Below are 17642 nucleotides of genomic sequence, written 5' to 3'. Positions count from 1 at the left end.
CCGCCGACGGGGCTCAAAGATCGGGGGCTCCGCCCCCGGACCCCCGCGCCTCAATCGCCGGCGAGGCTGAATTTCGCCCCGCCGCATCCGGCGGACGAGGGCAGGGCGTGGTTTTTGCCCCGCCGCATCCCGCGGACGAGGTCCCGGCTGGGGAAATCCAGCCCGTCCGGCGTTTGAGGACCGGGGGTGTGGGGGCGGAGCCCCTGCACGGTGGGACACCGCTCAGCGGGCCGATCCGGCGGTCGGGCGGGACGATGGTGGGGTGTTGATTGGGGACGTGGCGCGGGTTTCCCGGGAAGTTGCCGACACCGCCGGGCGGGGTGGGAAGGTGAGCGCGCTGGCCCGGTTGTTCGGCGGGGCGCCGGTGGAAGAGGCGGGGCTCGTCGTGGCCTACCTGGCCGGGGAACTGCCGCAAGGGCGGTTGGGCGTGGGCCGGCGGCTGCTCGCCGAGCCGGTCCCGGCATCCGACGAGCCCGTCCTGACCGTGACGGCCGTGGACGCGGCGCTGACGGACCTGGCCGCCGAATCCGGCCCCGGATCCCAGGCCCGCCGACGGCACGTCCTCACCGCGCTGCTCGGCCGCGCCACCGCCCCCGAGCAGGAGTTCCTGATCCGCCTGATCTCCGGCGAGGTACGGCAGGGCGCCCTCGCCGCACTCGCGCTCGAAGGGGTCGCCGAGGCCGCCGGGGTGCCCGCCGGGGACCTGCGGCGGGCCGTGATGCACGCCGGGGCGCTGCCCCCGGTGGCCGAGGCGGTGCTCGCCGGCGGGCCCGCGGCCCTGGCGGCGTTCACCGTCACCGTCGGCCGCCCGGTCCAGCCCATGCTCGCGCACACCGCGAAGTCGGTGACCGAGGCGCTGACCGCGCTCGGCCCGTGCAGCGTGGAGGAGAAGCTCGACGGGATCCGCGTACAGGTGCACCGCACGGCCGGCACCGTCCGCGCGTACACCCGGTCACTGGCGGAGATCACGGACCGGCTGCCCGAGGTCGCCGCCCTCGCACGGACCCTGCCGGGCGGCGACTTCATCCTCGACGGCGAGGCCATCGCGCTGGACGCGGAAGGCCGGCCGGTGGCGTTCCAGGACGTGGCGGGCCGGGTCGGCTCCCGGCTGGACGTGGCCGCGGCGCAGGCCGCGCTGCCGCTCAGCCCGGCGTTCTTCGACGTCCTCGTCGCCGACGGGCAGGAACTGCTCGACCTCCCGCTGCGGGAACGGCACGCCCTGCTGGACCGGCTGGTCCCGCCGTCGGCCCGGGTCCGGCGGCTGGCGGTGTCCGACCCGGCCGCGGACGCCGGTGCGGCCGAGGCGTTCTGGGCGGCGGCGCTCGCCCGCGGTCACGAGGGCGTGGTGGTCAAGGCGCTCGAATCGCCGTACTCGGCCGGCCGCCGCGGCCGCCACTGGCTCAAGGTCAAACCGGTGCACACCCTGGACCTGGTGGTCCTGGCCGCAGAACGGGGCCACGGCCGCCGCACCGGGTTCCTGTCCAACCTGCACCTCGGGGCGCGCACTGCGGACGGCGGTTTCGTGATGCTCGGCAAGACCTTCAAGGGGCTCACCGACGCCGTGCTCCGCGACCAGACCGCCCGGCTCACGGCCCTGGCGGTGTCCGACGACGGGTTCACGGTGCGGGTGCGCCCGGAGCTCGTCGTGGAGATCGCGTACGACGGACTCCAGCGCTCGCCGCGCTACCCGGCCGGGGTCACGCTCCGCTTCGCCCGCGTGGTCCGGTACCGCCCCGACAAGACGGCGGCGGAGGCCGACACCGTGGAGACGGTGCTGGCCTCCGCCTGAGCCGGCCGCTGCCGGCTGCCGGACTGCCCGACTACTCGACGACGAGCTCGACCGGGATGTTGCCGCGGGTCGCCTTGGAGTACGGGCAGACCTCGTGCGCCTTCTTGACCAGCAGTCGGCCCGTCTCGCCGAGCAGGGCCTCGGGAAGCTCGACGCGCAGGGTCACGGCGAGGCCGAAGCCGCCGTCGGTGTCCTTGCCGATGGACGTCTCCGCGGTCACGGAGATCTCGCTGGTGTCGACGCCGGACTGGCGGCCGACCAGGCCGAGGGCGCTGGCGAAGCAGGCCGCGTAGCCGGCGGCGAAGAGCTGCTCGGGGTTGGTGCCCTGGCCGTTGCCGCCCAGGGCCGGCGGCATCGCCAGGGCCAGGTCGATCTGGCCGTCGGAGCTGACGGCGCGGCCCTCACGGCCGTTGGCGGTGGCGACAGCGGTGTACAGCGCGTCCATCGATGCGTTCCTCTCGGGGTGTGACGGGGGCGGCCCCTCGCGGTGCCGCCCCATAAATAGAGCACACAATTAAGTTGTGCACAACTCAATGGTCGGCGAGGTATCCTGGATGCCATGACCGAGCGCCTCGCAGACACCCCCTCCGACCAGGACTTCCTGCGCCTCGACGGACAGATCTGCTTCTCGCTGAACGCCGCGTCCCGCGCGTTCGGGAGCCTCTACCGGGTCCTCCTCAAGGACCTCGGCCTCACCTACCCGCAGTACCTGGTGATGCTGGTCCTCTGGGAGCAGGGCACCGTCCCGGTCAAGGAGCTCGGCCGCAGCCTGCGCCTCGACTCGGGCACGCTCTCCCCGCTGCTCAAGCGGCTGGAGGCGGCCGGCCTCGTCACCCGCGAACGCAGCGCCGAGGACGAGCGCTCCGTGCACATCTCGCCCACCGCCGCCGGCGCCGCGCTGCGCGAGCGGGCCGCAGAGGTGCCCCGCCGGATCGCCGCCGCCACCGGCTTCGGCCTCGCCGACATCGTCGACCTCCGAGCCCGCCTCGACCGCCTCACCACCGCCCTGGACGCGGCCACCGCCGCCGAAGGCGTGTAGGCCCTGTCCGGCAGTTCCCGCCGCGAAAAACCCCGCCCGGCGGCGCCCGGAACACCCCCGCCACGGCCCGCGGCGGGGTCGCACGCGCCCGTTCGCCCCCGGGTGCGGGGGTGCTCTCGGACCCCGGGCCCGCAGTGCGCCCAGCGCCCGCCCGAGACCTTCCGTCAACTTCCTTGGAGCGGCCCTGAGCTGGGCTTTTTCCCGGCAGGGCCGTAGCGTTCAACCCCTGGCGAAAGGGGAGTTGATGGACCGCACCATACGCTCGGTCGAAGACGTGATGAAGCTGCTCGACGGGCTGTTCGCGGCAGAGGCCGACCGCTGGACCGAGGGTGCCGCGCCGTGGTGGGACGCGTTCTACGCGGACCGCACCCGGGACGTGCCGTTCTTCGTGGCCAAGCCCGACGAGAACCTGACCGGCTACCTCGACCGGGGGCTCGTCACCCCGGGCCGGGCGCTCGACCTCGGCTGCGGCCCCGGCCGCAACGCCCTCCACCTGGACGCCCGCGGCTTCGACGTCGACGCCGTCGACCTGTCACCGGCCGCGCTGGACTGGGCCCGCGACCGCGCCCGCGAGGCCGGTTCCGGCGTCCGCTTCCACTGCGGCGACGCGTTCGAACTGACCACGGCCGAGCTGAGCGGCCCGTACGACCTCGTCTACGACTCGGGCTGCTTCCACCACCTGCCCCCGCACCGGCGCGTCAGCTATCTGGCCCTGCTGGACCGGGTGCTCGCCCCCGGCGGGCACTTCGCCCTCACCTGCTTCGCCGCCGGCGCGATGGGCTCCGAGATCCCGGACGCCGACCTCTACCGCCAGTCCGCCCTGCACGGCGGCCTCGCCTACACCGACGCCTCGCTGCGCCTGATCTTCTCCGACCTCCAGGAGGTGGAGTTCCGCCGGATGACGGACGAGCCCGCGGACTCCCCGCACTTCGGCGAACCCTTCCTGTGGACGGCCTTGTTCCGCCGTCCCGCCTGACCCGCCGCGCCGGGCAGCCGGCCCGTCCGGCTGCCCGGCCGTACGCTCCCGAAGGCCCGTCAGCCCAGCTCGGCCAGGCAGGTGAGGGCGGCGTCCACCGCCTGACGGCCCGCGGGCAGCAGCGGCAGCCGGACGTCCGCGGTCGGGATGCGGCCCTGCGCGTGCAGCACGCCCTTGACGACCGTCGGGTTGGGTTCCGCGAAGGCGGCGGCCGACAGCCGGGCCAGCGCGTGCCCGAGCGCGCGGGCCCGGCCGTTCTCGCCGGCCCGCCAGGCGGCGGCCAGTTCGACGAACCGGTCCGTGGCCAGGTGAGCCGACGCCAGGATTCCGCCGGCCGCCCCCAGCGCCAGCATCGGCGACAGCAGCACGTCGTCCCCGGCGAGCACCTCGAACCCCGCCGGCAGGTCGCCCAGCAGCGCCACCGCCGCGTCGTCCAGCCCGGCCGCGTACTTGACGCCCGCCACCCCCGGCAGCGCCCCGATCGTCCGCAGCGTCCCCGCGTCGAGCGGCAGCCCGGTGCGGTACGGGACGTGGTAGACGACCAGCGGCACCGGAGCCGTCGCCGCGAGCCGGGCGAAGTGGGCCACCACGCCCTCCGGCGTCGGCCGCGTGAACGGCGGCACCAGCACCAGCGCCCCGGCCACCTCCGGCCACCGCGCCAGCCCCGCGAGCGCCGCCCCGGCCGCCCGCGTACCGCCGCCCCCGGCCCCCACCAGCAGGGCGGCCCCGCGCTCCCGGCACACCCGGGCGCACACGTCCACCACCCCGTCCCGCTCGGCCGCCACCAGGGTGGCGGCCTCCGCGGTGGTGCCGAGCGCCGTGATCCCGGCCGCACCCCCGTCGATCGCCTGGTGCGCCAGCCCCTCCAGCGCCTCGTACGCGACGGCGCCGGCGGCGGTGAAGGGGGTGACGAGCGGTACGTGGATGCCGTGCAGGAAGGCGGTCCCGTGGACGGCCGGGGTCTTCTGAGTCATGCCTCCGAGGGTCGCCGGGCCAGAACGCTCAGGTCCAGTTCGCATTTCTGTTCCCAAACGTAAGCTGAGCTGATGCTCGATGTCCGACGCCTGCGCCTGCTGCGCGAACTCGCCGTGCGCGGCACCATCGCCGCCGTGGCCGAAGCCCTCGCCTTCACCCCCTCGGCGGTCTCCCAGCAACTCAGCGCCCTCGAACGGGAGGCGGGCCTGCCGCTCCTGGAACGGACCGGCCGCCGGGTCCGGTTGACGCCTGCGGGCGAGAACCTGGTCCGGCACGCCGACGCCGTGCTGGAACGCCTCGAACAGGCCGCCGCCGAACTCGCCGGCGCCCGGCACGGCCTGTCGGGACCGCTGCGGATCGGCGCGTTCCCCACGGCCACCCGGGCCATCGTCCCGGCCGCCCTCACGGTCCTCGCCGCCCGCCACCCCGGGCTGGAACCGATGGTCTCGGAGACCGACCCCGCCGCCGTGGCCCACGCCCTGCGGGCCGGCGACCTGGACGTGGCCCTGGTCCACGAGTACGACTTCGTGCCCTGCCCCGAGGAGACCGGGGTGACCACCGCCGCCCTGTTCACCGAGGCCATGTACCTGGCGTCGCCCGCCGCGCCCGCCGCCCCGCTGCCCGCCGGCGACCCTGGGGGCCTCGCCCGCTGGCGCGACGCGCCGTGGATCACCGCCACCCCCGGCACCCTCTGCCACGCCATGGCCGTACGGGCCTGCCAGGCCGCCGGGTTCACCCCGCGGATCCGGCACCAGGTCGACGAGTTCGCCACCGTGCTGGCCCTGGTGGCCGCCGGGCAGGGGGTGGCCGTCGTACCGCAGCTCGGCGTGGTGGACCACGGGCCGGCGGTGCGCCTGGACCGGCTGCCGGTGCAGCGCCGTACCCGGATCGCCTTCCGCAGCGGGGCCGCCGCCCATCCCGCGGTGGCCGCCGTCACCGAAGCCCTGCGGGCCGCGGTGCCGGCCGGACTCGCCGCGGACTGACCTGGGGCGAGTCCGGCGGATCAGGGCCGGGTCCGCGGCGGCCGGCGGTCAGACCGCCGCGGCCAGCACCGCCTCCGTGGTGACCACCTTCGCGAACCGCATCGCGTGCAGGACGGCGGCGGTCCCGCGGGCGAGCTCCTCCGCCGGCACGGTCACGCCGTCCGGACCGGTCAGGCCGAACGTGTGCATGGCGTCGATCGGGAACACCGTGTCGTATCCGAGGTTCCCGGCCATCCGGGCCGTCGACTCGTTGCACACGTTGGTCATGATCCCGGTCACCACCACCTGCCGGGCGCCCCGCTCGCCGAGCCAGGCGTGCAGGTCGGGGGTGCCGTAGAAGGCGCTGTTGACCGTCTTGGTGATGTGCAGGTCGGCGCGGATCCCGGCGGCCTCCGGCTTCAGCTCGTGCCCCGGGGTGCCCGGCTGCAGCGGCCCGCCGTCCGAGGCGTGCCGGACCACCACCACCGGACGGCCGGAGTCCTGCCAGGCGGCGGCGATCGCCGCGATGTTCTTCTCGGCGTCCGGGTTGTCCCGCACGCCCCAGAACTCCGCGTCGTCAAAGCCCTGCTGGACGTCCACCACGATGAGGACGGCGTCGGAGTCGAGGGTCAGGGGGGCGCCGAAAGCGCTCGTGTTCGTCATGACCCCATCCTCGGGCGGCACCGCCGGGGGCCGTGATCATCGAGGCAGCCGCCGATCGATACATTCCCGCCATGGACGTTCCGGAGTTCCGCACGGTGGGCTGCCTCGTCTTCGACGGCGTGCGCGCCTTCGACTACGCGGTGATCGGGGAGGTGTGGGCCGAGCGCGCGGCCGGCCACGGACCCCGCTTCGACCTGCGGGTCTGCGGGCCCGACGGCGCGCGGGTCCGGCTCGGCGGCGGGCTGGAGCGGGTGCCCGACCACCCCCTGGCAGCCCTGCTCGACTGCGACCTGGTCATGATCCCCGGGATCACCGACCCGGCGGCCGCCACCCCGCCGGCCGTGCTCGACGTCCTGCGCGCCGTCCACGCCCGGGGCACCCCGCTCGCCTCGCTGTGCGCGGGAGCCTTCGTCCTCGGCGAGGCCGGGCTGCTCGACGGGCGGGCCGTCACCACCCACTGGGCCCTCACCGCCGAACTCGCCCGCCGCCACCCGGCCGCCGACGTACGGCCCGAGGTGCTGTTCACCGGGGACGACGGCATCTGGAGCTCCGCCGGGGTGGCCGCGGGCATCGACCTGTGCCTGCACCTGGTCCGCTCCGCGCACGGCCAGCAGACCGCCGCGGCCATCGCCCGGGCCATGGTCACCGCGCCGTTCCGGGCGGGTGGCCAGGCCCAGTTCATCCCCTCCCCGGTCCCGGAGGCCGACGCCGCGGCCGACCCGCTCGCCGGGGTCCGCAGCCGGGTCCTCGCCGACCTGGGCCGGCCCTGGACCGTCCGCAGCATGGGCGCGCTGGGCCACATGTCGGAACGCTCGTTCGCCCGCCGGTTCGCCGGGGCCACCGGCACCACCCCGCTGCGCTGGCTCCTCGACCAGCGGATCCTCGCGGCCCAGCAGCTGCTGGAGGAGACCGGCCTGCCGGTGGACGAGATCGCCGTCCGCTGCGGATTCGCCTCCGCGGTCTCGCTGCGCCCGCCGTTCACCCGGCGGGTCGGCGTGCCCCCGCGGGAGTACCGCAGCACCTTCCGCGGGCGTACGGGCTGACGCGCGCGGGGCCGGAGCGCCGCGGTCAGAGCAGCGGGGCCAGCGCGGCCGCCGCCTCCCGCAGCGCCGGCGCGTACGACTCGAGCTCCTGGCGCGGCACCAGGAAGGTGACCGTCGTGACGCTGACCCCGCCCACCGGGCGGCCCGACGGGTCGAGCACGGCGGCACCGATGCAGCGGATCCCCGGCTCGTTCTCCTCGTCGTCCAGCGCCCAGCCGCGCGACCGGACCGCGTCCAGGTCGGCGCGCAGGGCCTCCCGGGTGGTCAGCGAGGCCGGGGTGCGGCCGGGCAGACCGGCGGCGTCGAGCAGGGCGTCCGCCTCGGCGGCCGGCAGCCCGGCCAGCACGCACTTGCCGATGGCGGTGGTGTGCAGCGGCATTCGCATGCCGGTGCGGGAGGCGGTCCGGAACGGGCGGGCGTGGTCCTCCAGCTTCCGGATGTACGTCACCGTCTCCCCGCTGTGCAGGGCCAGGTGGACGGTCTGCCCGGTGGCCTGCCGGAGCCGGCCCAGCACCTGCCCGATCCCCGCCGGCTCCCCGGCCGAGACCTCCGCGGCCAGCGTGCGCAGCCGCGGCCCGGCGGCGTACCGGACCTCGTCGGCGGACCGTACGTAACCCTGTCCGGCGAGCGCGGTCAGGATCCGGTGCGTGCTCGACTTGGGGACGGCGGCGGCGCGGGCGATGTCGGTGAGCCGGTGCGGGCCGCCGGGCGCGGCCACCGCCTCCAGGATGCGCAGCGACTTCTCCAGGGCGGTGCCGGCGGTGGAGGTGCGGCCGCCGCGGGGGGCGGGCCGTGCGGATTCCTGCTGTTCGGCCGCCATCGGTGTCCCGTCCCTGTGTAGAGTCCTCGCCAAGAGTTCTGTTACACGGTACTCGGTTCCGTTACGTGGAACAAATGCGTGGAGGGGGAGGGTGTCATGTCCTGTCATCCGCTGGCGGCGCTCGCGGCGCAGCGCCTGCTGCCGGTGCTGCGCAGTGCCGGTCCGGACGAGGCGGTGGCCAGGGCCGCGGCCCTCGTCGCGGCGGGCGGGCGGGTGGTCGAGCTGACCACGTCCACGCCCGGGTGGGCCGGGGCGGTGACCGCGGCGGCCGCGCTCGCCGACCCGGCCGGACGGCCGGCCGTCATCGGCGTGGGGACGGTGAGCACGACCGGGCAGGCGGAGGCCGCGCTGGACGCCGGGGCGGCGTTCCTCGTCTCGCCGTTCCCCGCGCCCGCGGTGCGGGCGGTCGCCGAGCGGCGGGGCGCGGTGTTCGTCGAGGGCGGCTTCACACCGGGGGAGATCGCGGCGGCGGCCCGGTACGGGGCCGCGAAGGTGTTTCCCGCGCATGCGGTCGGGCCCCGCTACCTGCGCTCGCTGCGGCCCGTCCTGCCGCCGGCGCTGCTGGTGCCGACCGGGGGGATCCGGCCCGAGGACGTCGGGGCGTGGCTCGACGAGGGCGCCGACGCGGTCGGCATCGGCTCCGGGCTGCCGGCCGGAGCGGCCGCCCTGGCCGGGGTGTTCGCGGCCGTCGCGCGGCCGTGCGGATGCTGTGGCGGGACGCCGTGAACGGGACCGGAGGGGAGCCGTACGACGTCCTGGTGATGGGTGAGGTGCTGGTCGAGGTCCACGCGGACAGCCCGCTGCACGAGGTGCGGGACGGCGGCGCGGCGCGGCTGTCGTTCTCCGGTGACGCGCTGAACGCGGCGGCGGCCGCGGCGGCCGCGGGTGCGCGCACCGGGCTGCTGGCGGTGGTCGGTGACGACGAGCTGAGCGGGCCGCTGCTGGCGCGGGCGGGGGAGCTGGGCATCGATGTCTCCGCCGTGTGCACGGCTCCCCGGCCCAACGGGGCCTACCTGCTGGCGTCCGACGCGGCCGGGGACCGGGAGTTCGTCTACTGGCGAACCGGCAGCGCCGGCTCGACGCTGGCCCCGGAGCACGTGGAGGAGTGGCGTCCGCTGCTGGCCGGGTGCGGGGCGCTGGTCACGAGCGGGGTGACGGGGGCGCTGTCCGCATCCGGCCGGGCGGCGGTGCCGGCGGCGGCGCGGGTGGTGCACGAAGCCGGCGGGCACGTCTCGTACGACGTCAACTATCGGGCGCGGCTGGGGGACCGGGCGGCGGCCGCGGCGCTCCTGGCGGAGCTGGCGCCGCTGGCGGGGCTGGTCAAGCTCTCGTGCCCGGGGGACGCGGGGGCACTGCTGGGGACCGTGGACCCGGTCGTGGCCGCGGCGCGGGTGCGGGCGCTGGGGGCGCCGGTCGTGGCGGTGACCAGCGGGGCCGGGCGGTTCTTCCTGGACCGGGGGGAGGGCGCGGTGGGGCTGGAGGTGCCGGTGAACCCGGCGGTCGTGGACGCGACCGGTGCCGGTGACTGCTTCACCGGCACCGTGACGGCGCGGCTGGCGCTCGGCGACGAGCTCGGCCTCGCCGTGGCGCACGGGCTGTCCGCCGCGTCCCTGTCGGTGTCGGGGCGGGGCGGTACGGGATGCGTACCGGCCTTCTCCGAGACGGCGGCGCGCACGGCGGCGCGTGTTGGGGGGCGTGTTGCGGGGCGCGGGGCCGGGTGATTCCGCGGGCCGGCGGGGGCCGGTCGCGCAGTTCCCCGCGCCCCTGGCGGGGGCGGGGGGTCAGTTCGGGAAGGTGTTGCGCCAGGGCTCGTAGTGGGGGTTGTCCACGCAGTCGGACATGATTTCGGTCTTGTTGACCTTGTCGACCGGACAGACGCCGACGATGAACGAGCGGGCGATGCCGCCGGGGAAGGCCACCTCCACCTGGGAGGCCCACTTGTGCGTGTCGCCGATGGTCAGGTTCACGTCCACGCCGCCGGGGGCGTCGATGTAGTAGTTCCAGCCGCTCTTCCACCACGTCTTGTACAGGTCGTGGTCGTACGACGTGGAGACGTACGGCGAGGGCTGGTTGACCAGGACGTACTGCTCGATGTCGTACTGCCCGTTCACCGTGTCCCGCGGGTGGAAGCCGGACTCGAAGACGACCTCCGGCGGACGGCTGTCCGAGCGGTACAGCTGCTTGCAGTTGATCCGCCACGACGGCGACGGGGTGATGCGTTCGAGCCGGACGCTCCGGTCGGCCGCGGCGAACAGGTGGTCGGTCACCCGCGGGCAGGAGTTGGCCGGCGCGGCAGCACGGAAGGGCGACGCACCCGCCGCCGGAGCGCCCTCGCGCGCCGGTGCGGTCGCGGGGGCGGAATGGGCGGCGGCGGTCGGCAGCAGGGCGGCGGCGAGCACGGCGGTGAGGGCGACGGCACGCCGTCGCAGCGCAGAAGTGATCATGGCCGCCACCCTGGCGCCGCCCCGGCCCGAGCCCCGGCACCCTCACCCGAAAGTGAGCGTGTCAGGACCCGCCAACGACCCGGCATGAGCTACAGGAACGGTCCTGCACCCCGCACCGCCGCCAGCGCCCGGGCCGTCACCTCGGCCGCCGTCCCCGACACCGGCACCGCCGCCCCCGGCTCGTCCGCAGCCAGCGGCTCCAGCAGGGCGAACTGCGAGCCGAGCAGCGACACCGGCATGAAATGGCCGGCCCGCTCCGCCATCCGCGCCTCGATCAGCGCCCGGTCGCCCGTGAGGTGGACGAACACGAGGCCCGGCGCGGCCGCCCGCAGCCGGTCCCGGTACGCCCGCCGCAGCGCGGAGCACGAGACCACCCCGCCCGGACCCGACCGCCCCCGCGCCCACCGGCCCACCGCGTCCAGCCACGGCGCCCGGTCCGCGTCGTCCAGCGGAACGCCGGCCGCCATCTTCGCGACGTTCGCCTGCGGATGGAAGTCGTCGCCCTCCGCGTACGGAACCCCCAGGGCATCCGCCAGCAGCCGCCCCACCGTGGACTTCCCGGTACCCGACACCCCCATCACCACCACGACCGGCCCGGCCGCCGCAGCGCTCACGGCCGGTGCGGCGCGGCCGGCCCGGTCGCCACCGGGCGCCCCGACGGCAGCCCCCACTCGCTCCACGACCCGTCGTACACGGCGGTGTCCCGGTAGCCGGCCAGCTCGGCGCCCAGCGCCAGCACGCACGCGGTGACACCCGAGCCGCAGCTGAACACCAGCCGCTCCCGCTCCCCGGCCGCCTCCTCGAACGCGGTGCGCAGCACCCCCGGCGGCAGCATCCGCCCCGCCCCGTCCTGGAGTTCGCCGAAGGGCAGGCTGACCGCGCCGGGCATGTGCCCGCCGCGCAGCCCCGGCCGCGGCTCGGGAGCCTTCCCTTCGAACCGCTCACGGGTACGGGCGTCCAGCACGGCCGTGTCCGCAGCGGTCAGCGCTGCGGCCACCGCGACGGCGTCCACCACCAGCCCCGGGCGCGGCCGGGCGGTGAAACCGCCGGGCGGCCCCGCGTACTGCGGCGGGCCGTCCGCCACCGGCAGGCCCGCGCCCTCCCAGCCGGGCAGCCCGCCGTCGAGCACGGCCGCCCGGTCGAAGCCCATCGCCCGCAGCATCCACCAGGCCCGCGCACTGGAGTAGATCCCCGCCGCGTCATACACGACCACGACCGACCCGTCGTCCACGCCCAGCGCCCGCATCTCCTCGGCGAACCGTTCCGGCGACGGCATCGTGTGCGGGACCGGCGCGCCGTGGTCGGACAGGGCGCCGTCGATGTCGAACGGCCGGGCGCCCGGGATCCGCCGGCCCGCCCCGCGCTGCGCACCGACCGACGCGTCCAGCACCACCAGCCCCGGCGTGCCGAGCCGGGCCGCGAGCCAGCCGGCGCCGACCAGCGGCCCCGGCGGCGCTGCGGGCACGGCGTCGGATGCCGAGGGCCGGCCGCCCGGCTGCGAGGTCGTGCCGTCCATCGGGGCCACCCTTCGACGAGGTCCACCGGCGTGCGCATGCCGCCTGATCTGCAAGATCGTAACCGCCGCCGCCCGCCCGGCCCGGGGCGCACCACGGCCGCCGCGCGGACCGCTCCCACGGGTGCTCCGAATCACCTGTCGACGGCTCCCAACGCCGCGTAGGATCAAGCGGGTTGGGGGGTCTTGTGAGAATCGGACACAGCACAACGGGCGCCGTGGCCTGCGCGCTCGCCGCCCTGCTCGCCCTGGCGGGATGCTCGGAGGGCACCGCCTCGCGCGCCGCCGGAGCCACCCCGTCCGGCCGGACGTCCGGCCCGCCCGGTACGGCCTCCCCGTCCACCGCGAGCCCGTCCGCGACACCCGCCCCCACCGTCACCGTGCCACCGGTCGACGAGGCGAAGGTGCCGAAGAACCGGACCGACGCCCGCGCCCTCCTCGGCCGCATCATCGCCGACAGCCGGCTGATGGGCCCCGGCGTCCGCCCCAACACCCCGTACGAGAGCGACCCGGCGCGCTACCCCGTGCTCGACGCGGACTGCATCTGGCAGACCGGCCCGCTGCCCGCCGACGTCCTGGCCACCCGCACCCGCTACTTCCACATCCCGGCCCGGCAGGGCCGCGGCCGCGTCGAACTGAGCGCCACCGTGACCGTGCACCGCTCCCGCGAGGAATCCGCCTGGGAGGTCGCCCGGGCCATGGAAGAGATCATGCGCTGCCCCGAGCAGCAGCTGCGCAACGACGAACGCCTCACCCGACTGATCGGCACCACCCTCCTCTACGGCGAGGGCACCAACGCCTGGACCGAGGACGCCTTCAACGAGTACGGCGAACACTACGGACCGGGCAACCGCGGCCCCTTCCCGTACACCTGGGGGCAGGGCCAGTACGGGCCCGTCACCGTGGCCGTGTCCGCCAAGGCGTCCGCCGGTCTGACCTCCCAGGAGCTGGCACCCCTCATGGTGCAGGGCACCTCATGGATGATGCAGCGCGCCAAGGACCAGCTGGGGAAGGCGGGCTGATGGAACCCCTGCTGCACACGGACCCGTCCCGGATCGCCGGCTACCGGCTCCTCGGCCGCCTCGGCGCCGGCGGCATGGGCGTGGTCTACCTCGGCCGGACCGAGGAGGGCGCACTCGCCGCGGTCAAGGTGATCCGGGCCGACCTCGCCGACGAGTCCGACTTCCGGGCCCGCTTCCGCCGCGAGGCCGCGATCGCCGCCCGGGTGCGCAGCCCCTGGGTGGTCGAGGTGATGGGCGCCGACCCGGACGCCGCCGAACCCTGGCTGGCCACCGCCTTCGTCCCAGGCCCCTCGCTCGCCGAGGCCGTCGCCGCCCACGGCGCGCTGCCCGCGCGCAGCGTCCGCGTCCTCGGCTCCGCGCTCGCCAAGGCCCTCGCCGTCCTCCACGACCGCGACCTCGTCCACCGCGACGTCAAGCCCGGCAACGTACTGCTCGGCGTGGACGGCCCGCGGCTCATCGACTTCGGCATCGCCCGCGGCGGCGAGGACACCGCCCTCACCGCCGCCGACGTCATCGTCGGCACCCCCGGCTTCCTCTCGCCCGAACAGGCCGCCGGCCGGCCCGCCGGACCGCCCGGCGACGTGTTCTCGCTCGGCTGCCTGCTGGCGTACGCGGCCACTGGACAGCCGCCGTTCGGCACCGGCGCCGTCGACGCGCTGCTGTACCGCACCGTCCACGACGAGCCCTCCTTCGGCCCCGACGGCATCGCCGACCGCGAACTCGCCGCCCTCCTCCAGGCCTGCCTGGCCAAGGACCCGGACGCCCGCCCCACCGCCGCCGAACTCGACCGGCAGCTCGCCGAGGACGTGCCCGGCGGCTCCGCCGACTGGCTGCCCGACCCGGTCGTCGCCACCATCGCCGAACGCGCCGCCCTGCTGCTCGCCCTCCCCGGCATCGAGGAGACCCTCGCCGACCCGGCCGCCACCGTGGAGCCGCCCGCACCGGCCGGCCGCCGCCGATTCCTCGCCCTCGCCGGCGGCGCCGCCGTCCTCGCCGCGGCCGGCGGCCTCACCGCCTACCTCGCCGGACGCGACGACCAGCCGTCCACACCGGCCGGCCCGCCGCCCCGGCGCTGGGTCATCGGCGTGCACGCCGACCTGTCCGGGCCCGGCCGCGCCGCCGGCCGCGCGCAGGAGCGCGGCGTCCGGCTCGCCGTCGCCGCGTTCAACGCCCGCAAGGACAAACCGTTCACCCTGGCCGTCCGCACCGCCGACGACGGCGGCGACCCGGCCCGCTCGCCCGGGGCGGCCGCCGCGCTGATCGGCGACCGCGACGTGTTCGCCGTGGTCGGACCGACCGCGAACGCCTCCGTGGGGCCCGTCCTGGAGCAGTACGGCCAGGCCTCCGTGCCCCTGATCACCGTCTCCGCCGCCGGCCTCGTCTTCGGGATCGCGGACCGCCGCTCCTTCTTCCAGGCCTGCCCGGTGTCCACCTCGCACATCGGCGCCATCAACATGCGGCTCGTCGGTGAGCAGAAGGTGCGCACCCTCGGCGTGCTCTGCGACCGGGACGGCGACACCGACGCCTGGCAGCTCGCCTACCTCGTGGACGCCACCGTCACCGCCTACGGGGGCCGCGCCTACCCGCGGGTCGTCCCGCGCGGCGACGCCGACCTCGCCCCGGTCCTCAAGGACATGCTCGGCCACGGCATCGACGGGTTCTTCTACACGGGCTCCGCGCAGGGCGCCGCCGAAGCCGCCCGGCAGCTCGACGCCGCCGGGTTCCGGGGGCCGCGGGCCGCCGACTACGCCGTCCTCGGCGACGAGTTCGTCCGCCGCGCGGGCCCGTCCGGCGAGGGCTGGCAGTTCCTCACCCCGTACACCGGAACCGACACCCCGCAGACCGCCGCGCTGGTCCGCGCCCACCGCACGGCGTACGGCACCGCCCCCGGCGTGTGGACGGCCGAGGCGTACGACGTGGCGGGGCTGGTCGCCGGACAGCTGGCGCAGCTGGCCCGCGCCGGCCGCCGCCCGGCCCGCGCCGACCTGCTCACCGCCCTCGCCAAGACCGACCACCGCGGCCTGGCCCGTTCGTACGCCTTCGACGAGGAGTTCCGCACCAAGACCCCCGTCTCCTACCTCCACCGCATCGAACGGGGCGCCGTCCGCTACGTCGGCCCCGCGCCCTCGGCCCCGCAGGCCTAGGCCGGCGTGCGGCCCCTCACCCCGTCCGACCCGTCGGCGATCGGCGGGCACCGGCTGCTCGGGCGGCTGGGGGCCGGCGGCATGGGGACCGTGTACCTGGGGCGGACCCCGGCGGGCATCCTGGTCGCGCTCAAGGTGATCCGGGCCGAGCACGCCGCCGATCCCGGGTTCCGGGCCCGGTTCCGGCGGGAGGCCGCGATCGCCGCCCGGGTGCGCAGCCCGTGGGTGGTCGAGGTCACCGGCGCCGACCCGGAGGCCCGGGAGCCCTGGCTCGCCACTCCCTTCGTGCCCGCACCCTCGCTCGCCGAGGCGGTCGCCCTGCACGGGCCGCTGCCGGTGCCGACCGTACGGATCCTCGGCGCCCGCCTCGCCGAGGCGCTGACCGCGGTGCACGACGCCGGCATGGTCCACCGGGACGTCAAGCCCGGCAACATCCTGCTGGCCCTCGACGGTCCCCGGCTCATCGACTTCGGCATCGCCCGGCTCTCGGGCGGCACCGCGCTCACCGTCACCGACGCACTCGTCGGCACCCCCGGCTACCTCGCCCCCGAACAGGCCCGCGCCACCGGACCCGGCGCCGGCCCGGCCGCCGACGTGTTCGCGCTCGGCTGCGTGCTCTGCTTCGCCGCCACCGGCCGCGGCCCCTTCGGCACCGGACACCCCGCCGCCGTCGTCTACCGCACCGTCCACGACGACCCCGGCCTGGACGCCGTACCCGCGGAGCTGGCCGCCACGGTCGCAGCCTGCCTCGCCAAGGACCCCGGCCTGCGGCCCACCGCCGAGGAGGTCCGCCGCACCCTGACCGCGGCCGCCGACCCGGCCCGCGACTGGCTGCCGCCCGCCCTGCCCCGCCTGATCGCCGAACGCTCCGCCCGCGCCCTGGACCTGCCCGCCCCCGAACCCACCCGCGGCGGCCCCGCCGAACCCGTCACCGCCGTCGACGGCCCGGCCGCGGGCCGCCGGCCCGGCCGCCGCGCCCTGCTGGCCACCGGCGCGCTCGTCGCGCTCGGCGCCCCCGTCCTGTGGCTGACCACCCGCCCCGACTCCGGCGGCACCCCCACCGCCCCCGCCAGCCGCGGCCCGGTGCCGCTCCGCACGCTCGGCCTCCAGGCCGACCTCAGCGGACCCGGCCGGGCCGGCGGCCTCGCCCACCGGCGCGGCGCCCAGCTCGCCGTCGACCGGCACAACGCCCGCCCCGACAAGACGTTCCGGCTGGCCCTGCGCGTCGCCGACGACCGCGGCACCGCCGACGGCGCCCGGCGGGCCGCCGCGGAACTGGTCGCCGACCCCGCCGTGCTCGGCGTGCTCGGCCCCACCTGGCCCGGCGCCGCGGAACCCCTCGCCGTCGCCTGCGACGCGGCAGGCCTGCCGCTGCTGGTCGTCTCCCAGGACGCCGGCGAGTCCGCCGCCCTCTCGGTCCGGCGGACCGTGTGCCTGACCCGGCCCGACGACGACGTCCTGAGCATCCCGGTGATCCACTACCTGAGCGCGGTCCGCCGCTCGCCCCGCACCTGCGTGGTGTACGACCCGCAGGGCGGCGCCCTCGCCGAGATGCTCGCGCGCGACCTCCGGGAGGCACCGCCCGCCGAGGGCGCCGTGACCGTCCACGAACTGGGCTCCCAGGCCGACCCCTTCCCCTCGGCAGCCGCCGCCGTACGGGCCGCCCGCGCCGACGGAGTCGTCTACGCCGGCACCGCCCCGGCCCGCGCCGGCCGGCTGGCCCGGGCCCTCGCCGCAGCCGGATTCACCGGCGCCCGCGCCGCCCTCCAGCACGTCATGACCCCCGCCTTCCTGGAAGAGGCCGGCCCGGCCGCCGAGGGCTGGGTGTTCGCCGCCCTGTTCATCGACCCCGTCACCACGGCCACCCCCGCCGCCAGGGAGTTCACCGCCGCCCACCGCGCCGCGTACCGGACCGCGCCCGGCCGCTGGGCCGCCGAGGCGCACGACGCCGTCGGCCTGCTGGCCACCGCCCTCGGCGGGCTGACCCCCGACGACGTCACCCGGCCCGCCCTGGCCGTCCGGGTCTTCAACTCCCCGTACGACGGCATCGCCAAGCGGCTGGAATTCGTCCCCGTCACGCATCTCATCGCCCACCTGCGCACCAGTTTCCTCTACCGGGCCGAGCGCGGCGCCTTCCGCGCCCTGGGCACGTACCTCGACGTGCCGACCGAGAAGGGATCATGAAGGCGTCACGAGCCGTAGGGACCGATTCGGCATCCGATGGGCCAAACCGTGCATACGAACAGCCGATC

At 76.4% G+C, this 17642-nt stretch carries 17 protein-coding genes; 10 read left to right on the top strand and 7 right to left on the bottom strand.

All coding sequences use genetic code 11. The features are described from left to right. Positions 1–262 precede the first annotated feature (262 nt). Positions 263–1789, top strand: a complete 1527-nt coding sequence (locus LG634_RS11455) for an ATP-dependent DNA ligase (protein ID WP_226733612.1) — start codon at positions 263–265, stop codon at positions 1787–1789. A gap of 31 nt (positions 1790–1820) precedes the next feature. On the opposite strand, the gene LG634_RS11450 is transcribed toward LG634_RS11455, so the two are convergent. Continuing rightward, positions 1821–2234 carry an organic hydroperoxide resistance protein gene (locus LG634_RS11450; protein WP_226733611.1) on the bottom strand — a complete coding sequence of 138 codons (414 nt, stop codon included), beginning with the start codon at positions 2232–2234 and terminating at the stop codon, positions 1821–1823. A 114-nt stretch (positions 2235–2348) separates the two neighbouring features. On the opposite strand from LG634_RS11450, the gene LG634_RS11445 reads away from it, so the two are divergent. After that, positions 2349–2828, top strand: a complete 480-nt coding sequence (locus tag LG634_RS11445; protein ID WP_226733610.1) for a MarR family winged helix-turn-helix transcriptional regulator — start codon at positions 2349–2351, stop codon at positions 2826–2828. Between the two features lie 244 nt (positions 2829–3072). After that, complete coding sequence (locus tag LG634_RS11440) at positions 3073–3804, top strand: class I SAM-dependent methyltransferase (protein ID WP_226733609.1); 732 nt, start codon at positions 3073–3075, stop codon at positions 3802–3804. A 59-nt stretch (positions 3805–3863) separates the two neighbouring features. Here the strand turns inward: LG634_RS11440 and LG634_RS11435 are convergent, their stop codons facing one another. Next, positions 3864–4778, bottom strand: coding sequence for a dihydrodipicolinate synthase family protein (locus LG634_RS11435; protein ID WP_226733608.1), 915 nt, complete (start codon positions 4776–4778; stop codon positions 3864–3866). A gap of 72 nt (positions 4779–4850) precedes the next feature. Here LG634_RS11435 and LG634_RS11430 point away from each other — a divergent pair, with 72 nt between their 5' ends. Then, positions 4851–5762 carry a LysR family transcriptional regulator gene (locus LG634_RS11430; RefSeq protein ID WP_226733607.1) on the top strand — a complete coding sequence of 304 codons (912 nt, stop codon included), beginning with the start codon at positions 4851–4853 and terminating at the stop codon, positions 5760–5762. 48 nt (positions 5763–5810) lie between these two features. On the opposite strand, the gene LG634_RS11425 is transcribed toward LG634_RS11430, so the two are convergent. Beyond that, positions 5811–6404, bottom strand: a complete 594-nt coding sequence (locus tag LG634_RS11425) for a cysteine hydrolase family protein (protein WP_226733606.1) — start codon at positions 6402–6404, stop codon at positions 5811–5813. Positions 6405–6475: 71 nt separating this feature from the next. Between LG634_RS11425 and LG634_RS11420 the strand changes: the two genes are divergently transcribed. Then, entirely contained in the window at positions 6476–7447 is a 972-nt protein-coding gene (locus LG634_RS11420; RefSeq protein ID WP_226733605.1) for a GlxA family transcriptional regulator, read from the top strand. 25 nt (positions 7448–7472) lie between these two features. On the opposite strand, the gene LG634_RS11415 is transcribed toward LG634_RS11420, so the two are convergent. Then, positions 7473–8267, bottom strand: coding sequence for an IclR family transcriptional regulator (locus tag LG634_RS11415; protein ID WP_226733604.1), 795 nt, complete (start codon positions 8265–8267; stop codon positions 7473–7475). Between the two features lie 96 nt (positions 8268–8363). Here LG634_RS11415 and LG634_RS11410 point away from each other — a divergent pair, with 96 nt between their 5' ends. Together LG634_RS11410 and LG634_RS11405 are read left to right on the top strand one after the other, a co-directional pair. Beyond that, on the top strand, positions 8364–8993 hold the full coding sequence (locus LG634_RS11410) for a bifunctional 4-hydroxy-2-oxoglutarate aldolase/2-dehydro-3-deoxy-phosphogluconate aldolase (RefSeq protein ID WP_226733603.1): 630 nt from the start codon (positions 8364–8366) through the stop codon (positions 8991–8993). After that, on the top strand, positions 8990–9988 hold the full coding sequence (locus tag LG634_RS11405; RefSeq protein WP_226733602.1) for a PfkB family carbohydrate kinase: 999 nt from the start codon (positions 8990–8992) through the stop codon (positions 9986–9988). The genes LG634_RS11410 and LG634_RS11405 overlap by 4 nt, the downstream gene beginning before the upstream one ends. Before the next feature lie 60 nt (positions 9989–10048). Here the strand turns inward: LG634_RS11405 and LG634_RS11400 are convergent, their stop codons facing one another. The 3 genes from LG634_RS11400 to LG634_RS11390 form a co-directional block, all read right to left on the bottom strand. Then, a complete protein-coding gene (locus tag LG634_RS11400) occupies positions 10049–10711 on the bottom strand; it encodes an ADP-ribosyltransferase (RefSeq protein WP_226733601.1) in 663 nt (220 codons plus the stop codon). A gap of 89 nt (positions 10712–10800) precedes the next feature. Then, positions 10801–11289, bottom strand: a complete 489-nt coding sequence (locus tag LG634_RS11395) for a gluconokinase (protein ID WP_226733664.1) — start codon at positions 11287–11289, stop codon at positions 10801–10803. Between the two features lie 32 nt (positions 11290–11321). Then, the gene (locus tag LG634_RS11390) at positions 11322–12227 is read right to left on the bottom strand and encodes a sulfurtransferase (RefSeq protein WP_226733600.1); all 906 of its coding nucleotides are present in this window, start codon (positions 12225–12227) and stop codon (positions 11322–11324) included. Positions 12228–12442: 215 nt separating this feature from the next. Here LG634_RS11390 and LG634_RS11385 point away from each other — a divergent pair, with 215 nt between their 5' ends. Genes LG634_RS11385 through LG634_RS11375 form a run of 3 tightly spaced genes read left to right on the top strand, consistent with a single transcriptional unit; the run spans position 12443 to position 17574 of the window. Next, positions 12443–13246 (top strand): hypothetical protein, encoded by an 804-nt coding sequence (locus tag LG634_RS11385; protein WP_226733599.1) that lies wholly within the window; start codon positions 12443–12445, stop codon positions 13244–13246. Further along, on the top strand, positions 13246–15390 hold the full coding sequence (locus tag LG634_RS11380; protein ID WP_226733598.1) for a bifunctional serine/threonine-protein kinase/ABC transporter substrate-binding protein: 2145 nt from the start codon (positions 13246–13248) through the stop codon (positions 15388–15390). Before LG634_RS11385 ends, LG634_RS11380 begins: the two co-directional genes overlap by 1 nt. Positions 15391–15396: 6 nt before the next feature. Beyond that, positions 15397–17574, top strand: coding sequence for a bifunctional serine/threonine-protein kinase/ABC transporter substrate-binding protein (locus LG634_RS11375; protein ID WP_226733597.1), 2178 nt, complete (start codon positions 15397–15399; stop codon positions 17572–17574). The last annotated feature ends 68 nt before the right edge of the window (positions 17575–17642 follow it).

This window comes from Streptomyces bambusae, assembly GCF_020532645.1.
GTDB lineage: Bacteria > Actinomycetota > Actinomycetes > Streptomycetales > Streptomycetaceae > Streptomyces > Streptomyces bambusae.
The sequence above is the reverse complement of the archived record's forward strand: the minus strand, read 5'-3'. Positions and strand labels throughout refer to the sequence as shown.

Excerpts from the sequence above, each read along its gene's own strand:
- LG634_RS11400 (WP_226733601.1), bottom strand. The coding sequence starts at position 10,711 with ATGATCACTTCTGCGCTGCGACGGCGTGCCGTCGCCCTCACCGCCGTG.
- LG634_RS11420 (WP_226733605.1), top strand. The coding sequence starts at position 6,476 with ATGGACGTTCCGGAGTTCCGCACGGTGGGCTGCCTCGTCTTCGACGGC.
- LG634_RS11425 (WP_226733606.1), bottom strand. The coding sequence starts at position 6,404 with ATGACGAACACGAGCGCTTTCGGCGCCCCCCTGACCCTCGACTCCGAC.
- LG634_RS11445 (WP_226733610.1), top strand. The coding sequence starts at position 2,349 with ATGACCGAGCGCCTCGCAGACACCCCCTCCGACCAGGACTTCCTGCGC.
- LG634_RS11430 (WP_226733607.1), top strand. The coding sequence starts at position 4,851 with ATGCTCGATGTCCGACGCCTGCGCCTGCTGCGCGAACTCGCCGTGCGC.
- LG634_RS11390 (WP_226733600.1), bottom strand. The coding sequence starts at position 12,227 with ATGGACGGCACGACCTCGCAGCCGGGCGGCCGGCCCTCGGCATCCGAC.
- LG634_RS11435 (WP_226733608.1), bottom strand. The coding sequence starts at position 4,778 with ATGACTCAGAAGACCCCGGCCGTCCACGGGACCGCCTTCCTGCACGGC.
- LG634_RS11415 (WP_226733604.1), bottom strand. The coding sequence starts at position 8,267 with ATGGCGGCCGAACAGCAGGAATCCGCACGGCCCGCCCCCCGCGGCGGC.
- LG634_RS11450 (WP_226733611.1), bottom strand. The coding sequence starts at position 2,234 with ATGGACGCGCTGTACACCGCTGTCGCCACCGCCAACGGCCGTGAGGGC.
- LG634_RS11380 (WP_226733598.1), top strand. The coding sequence starts at position 13,246 with ATGGAACCCCTGCTGCACACGGACCCGTCCCGGATCGCCGGCTACCGG.
- LG634_RS11410 (WP_226733603.1), top strand. The coding sequence starts at position 8,364 with ATGTCCTGTCATCCGCTGGCGGCGCTCGCGGCGCAGCGCCTGCTGCCG.
- LG634_RS11440 (WP_226733609.1), top strand. The coding sequence starts at position 3,073 with ATGGACCGCACCATACGCTCGGTCGAAGACGTGATGAAGCTGCTCGAC.
- LG634_RS11395 (WP_226733664.1), bottom strand. The coding sequence starts at position 11,289 with ATGGGGGTGTCGGGTACCGGGAAGTCCACGGTGGGGCGGCTGCTGGCG.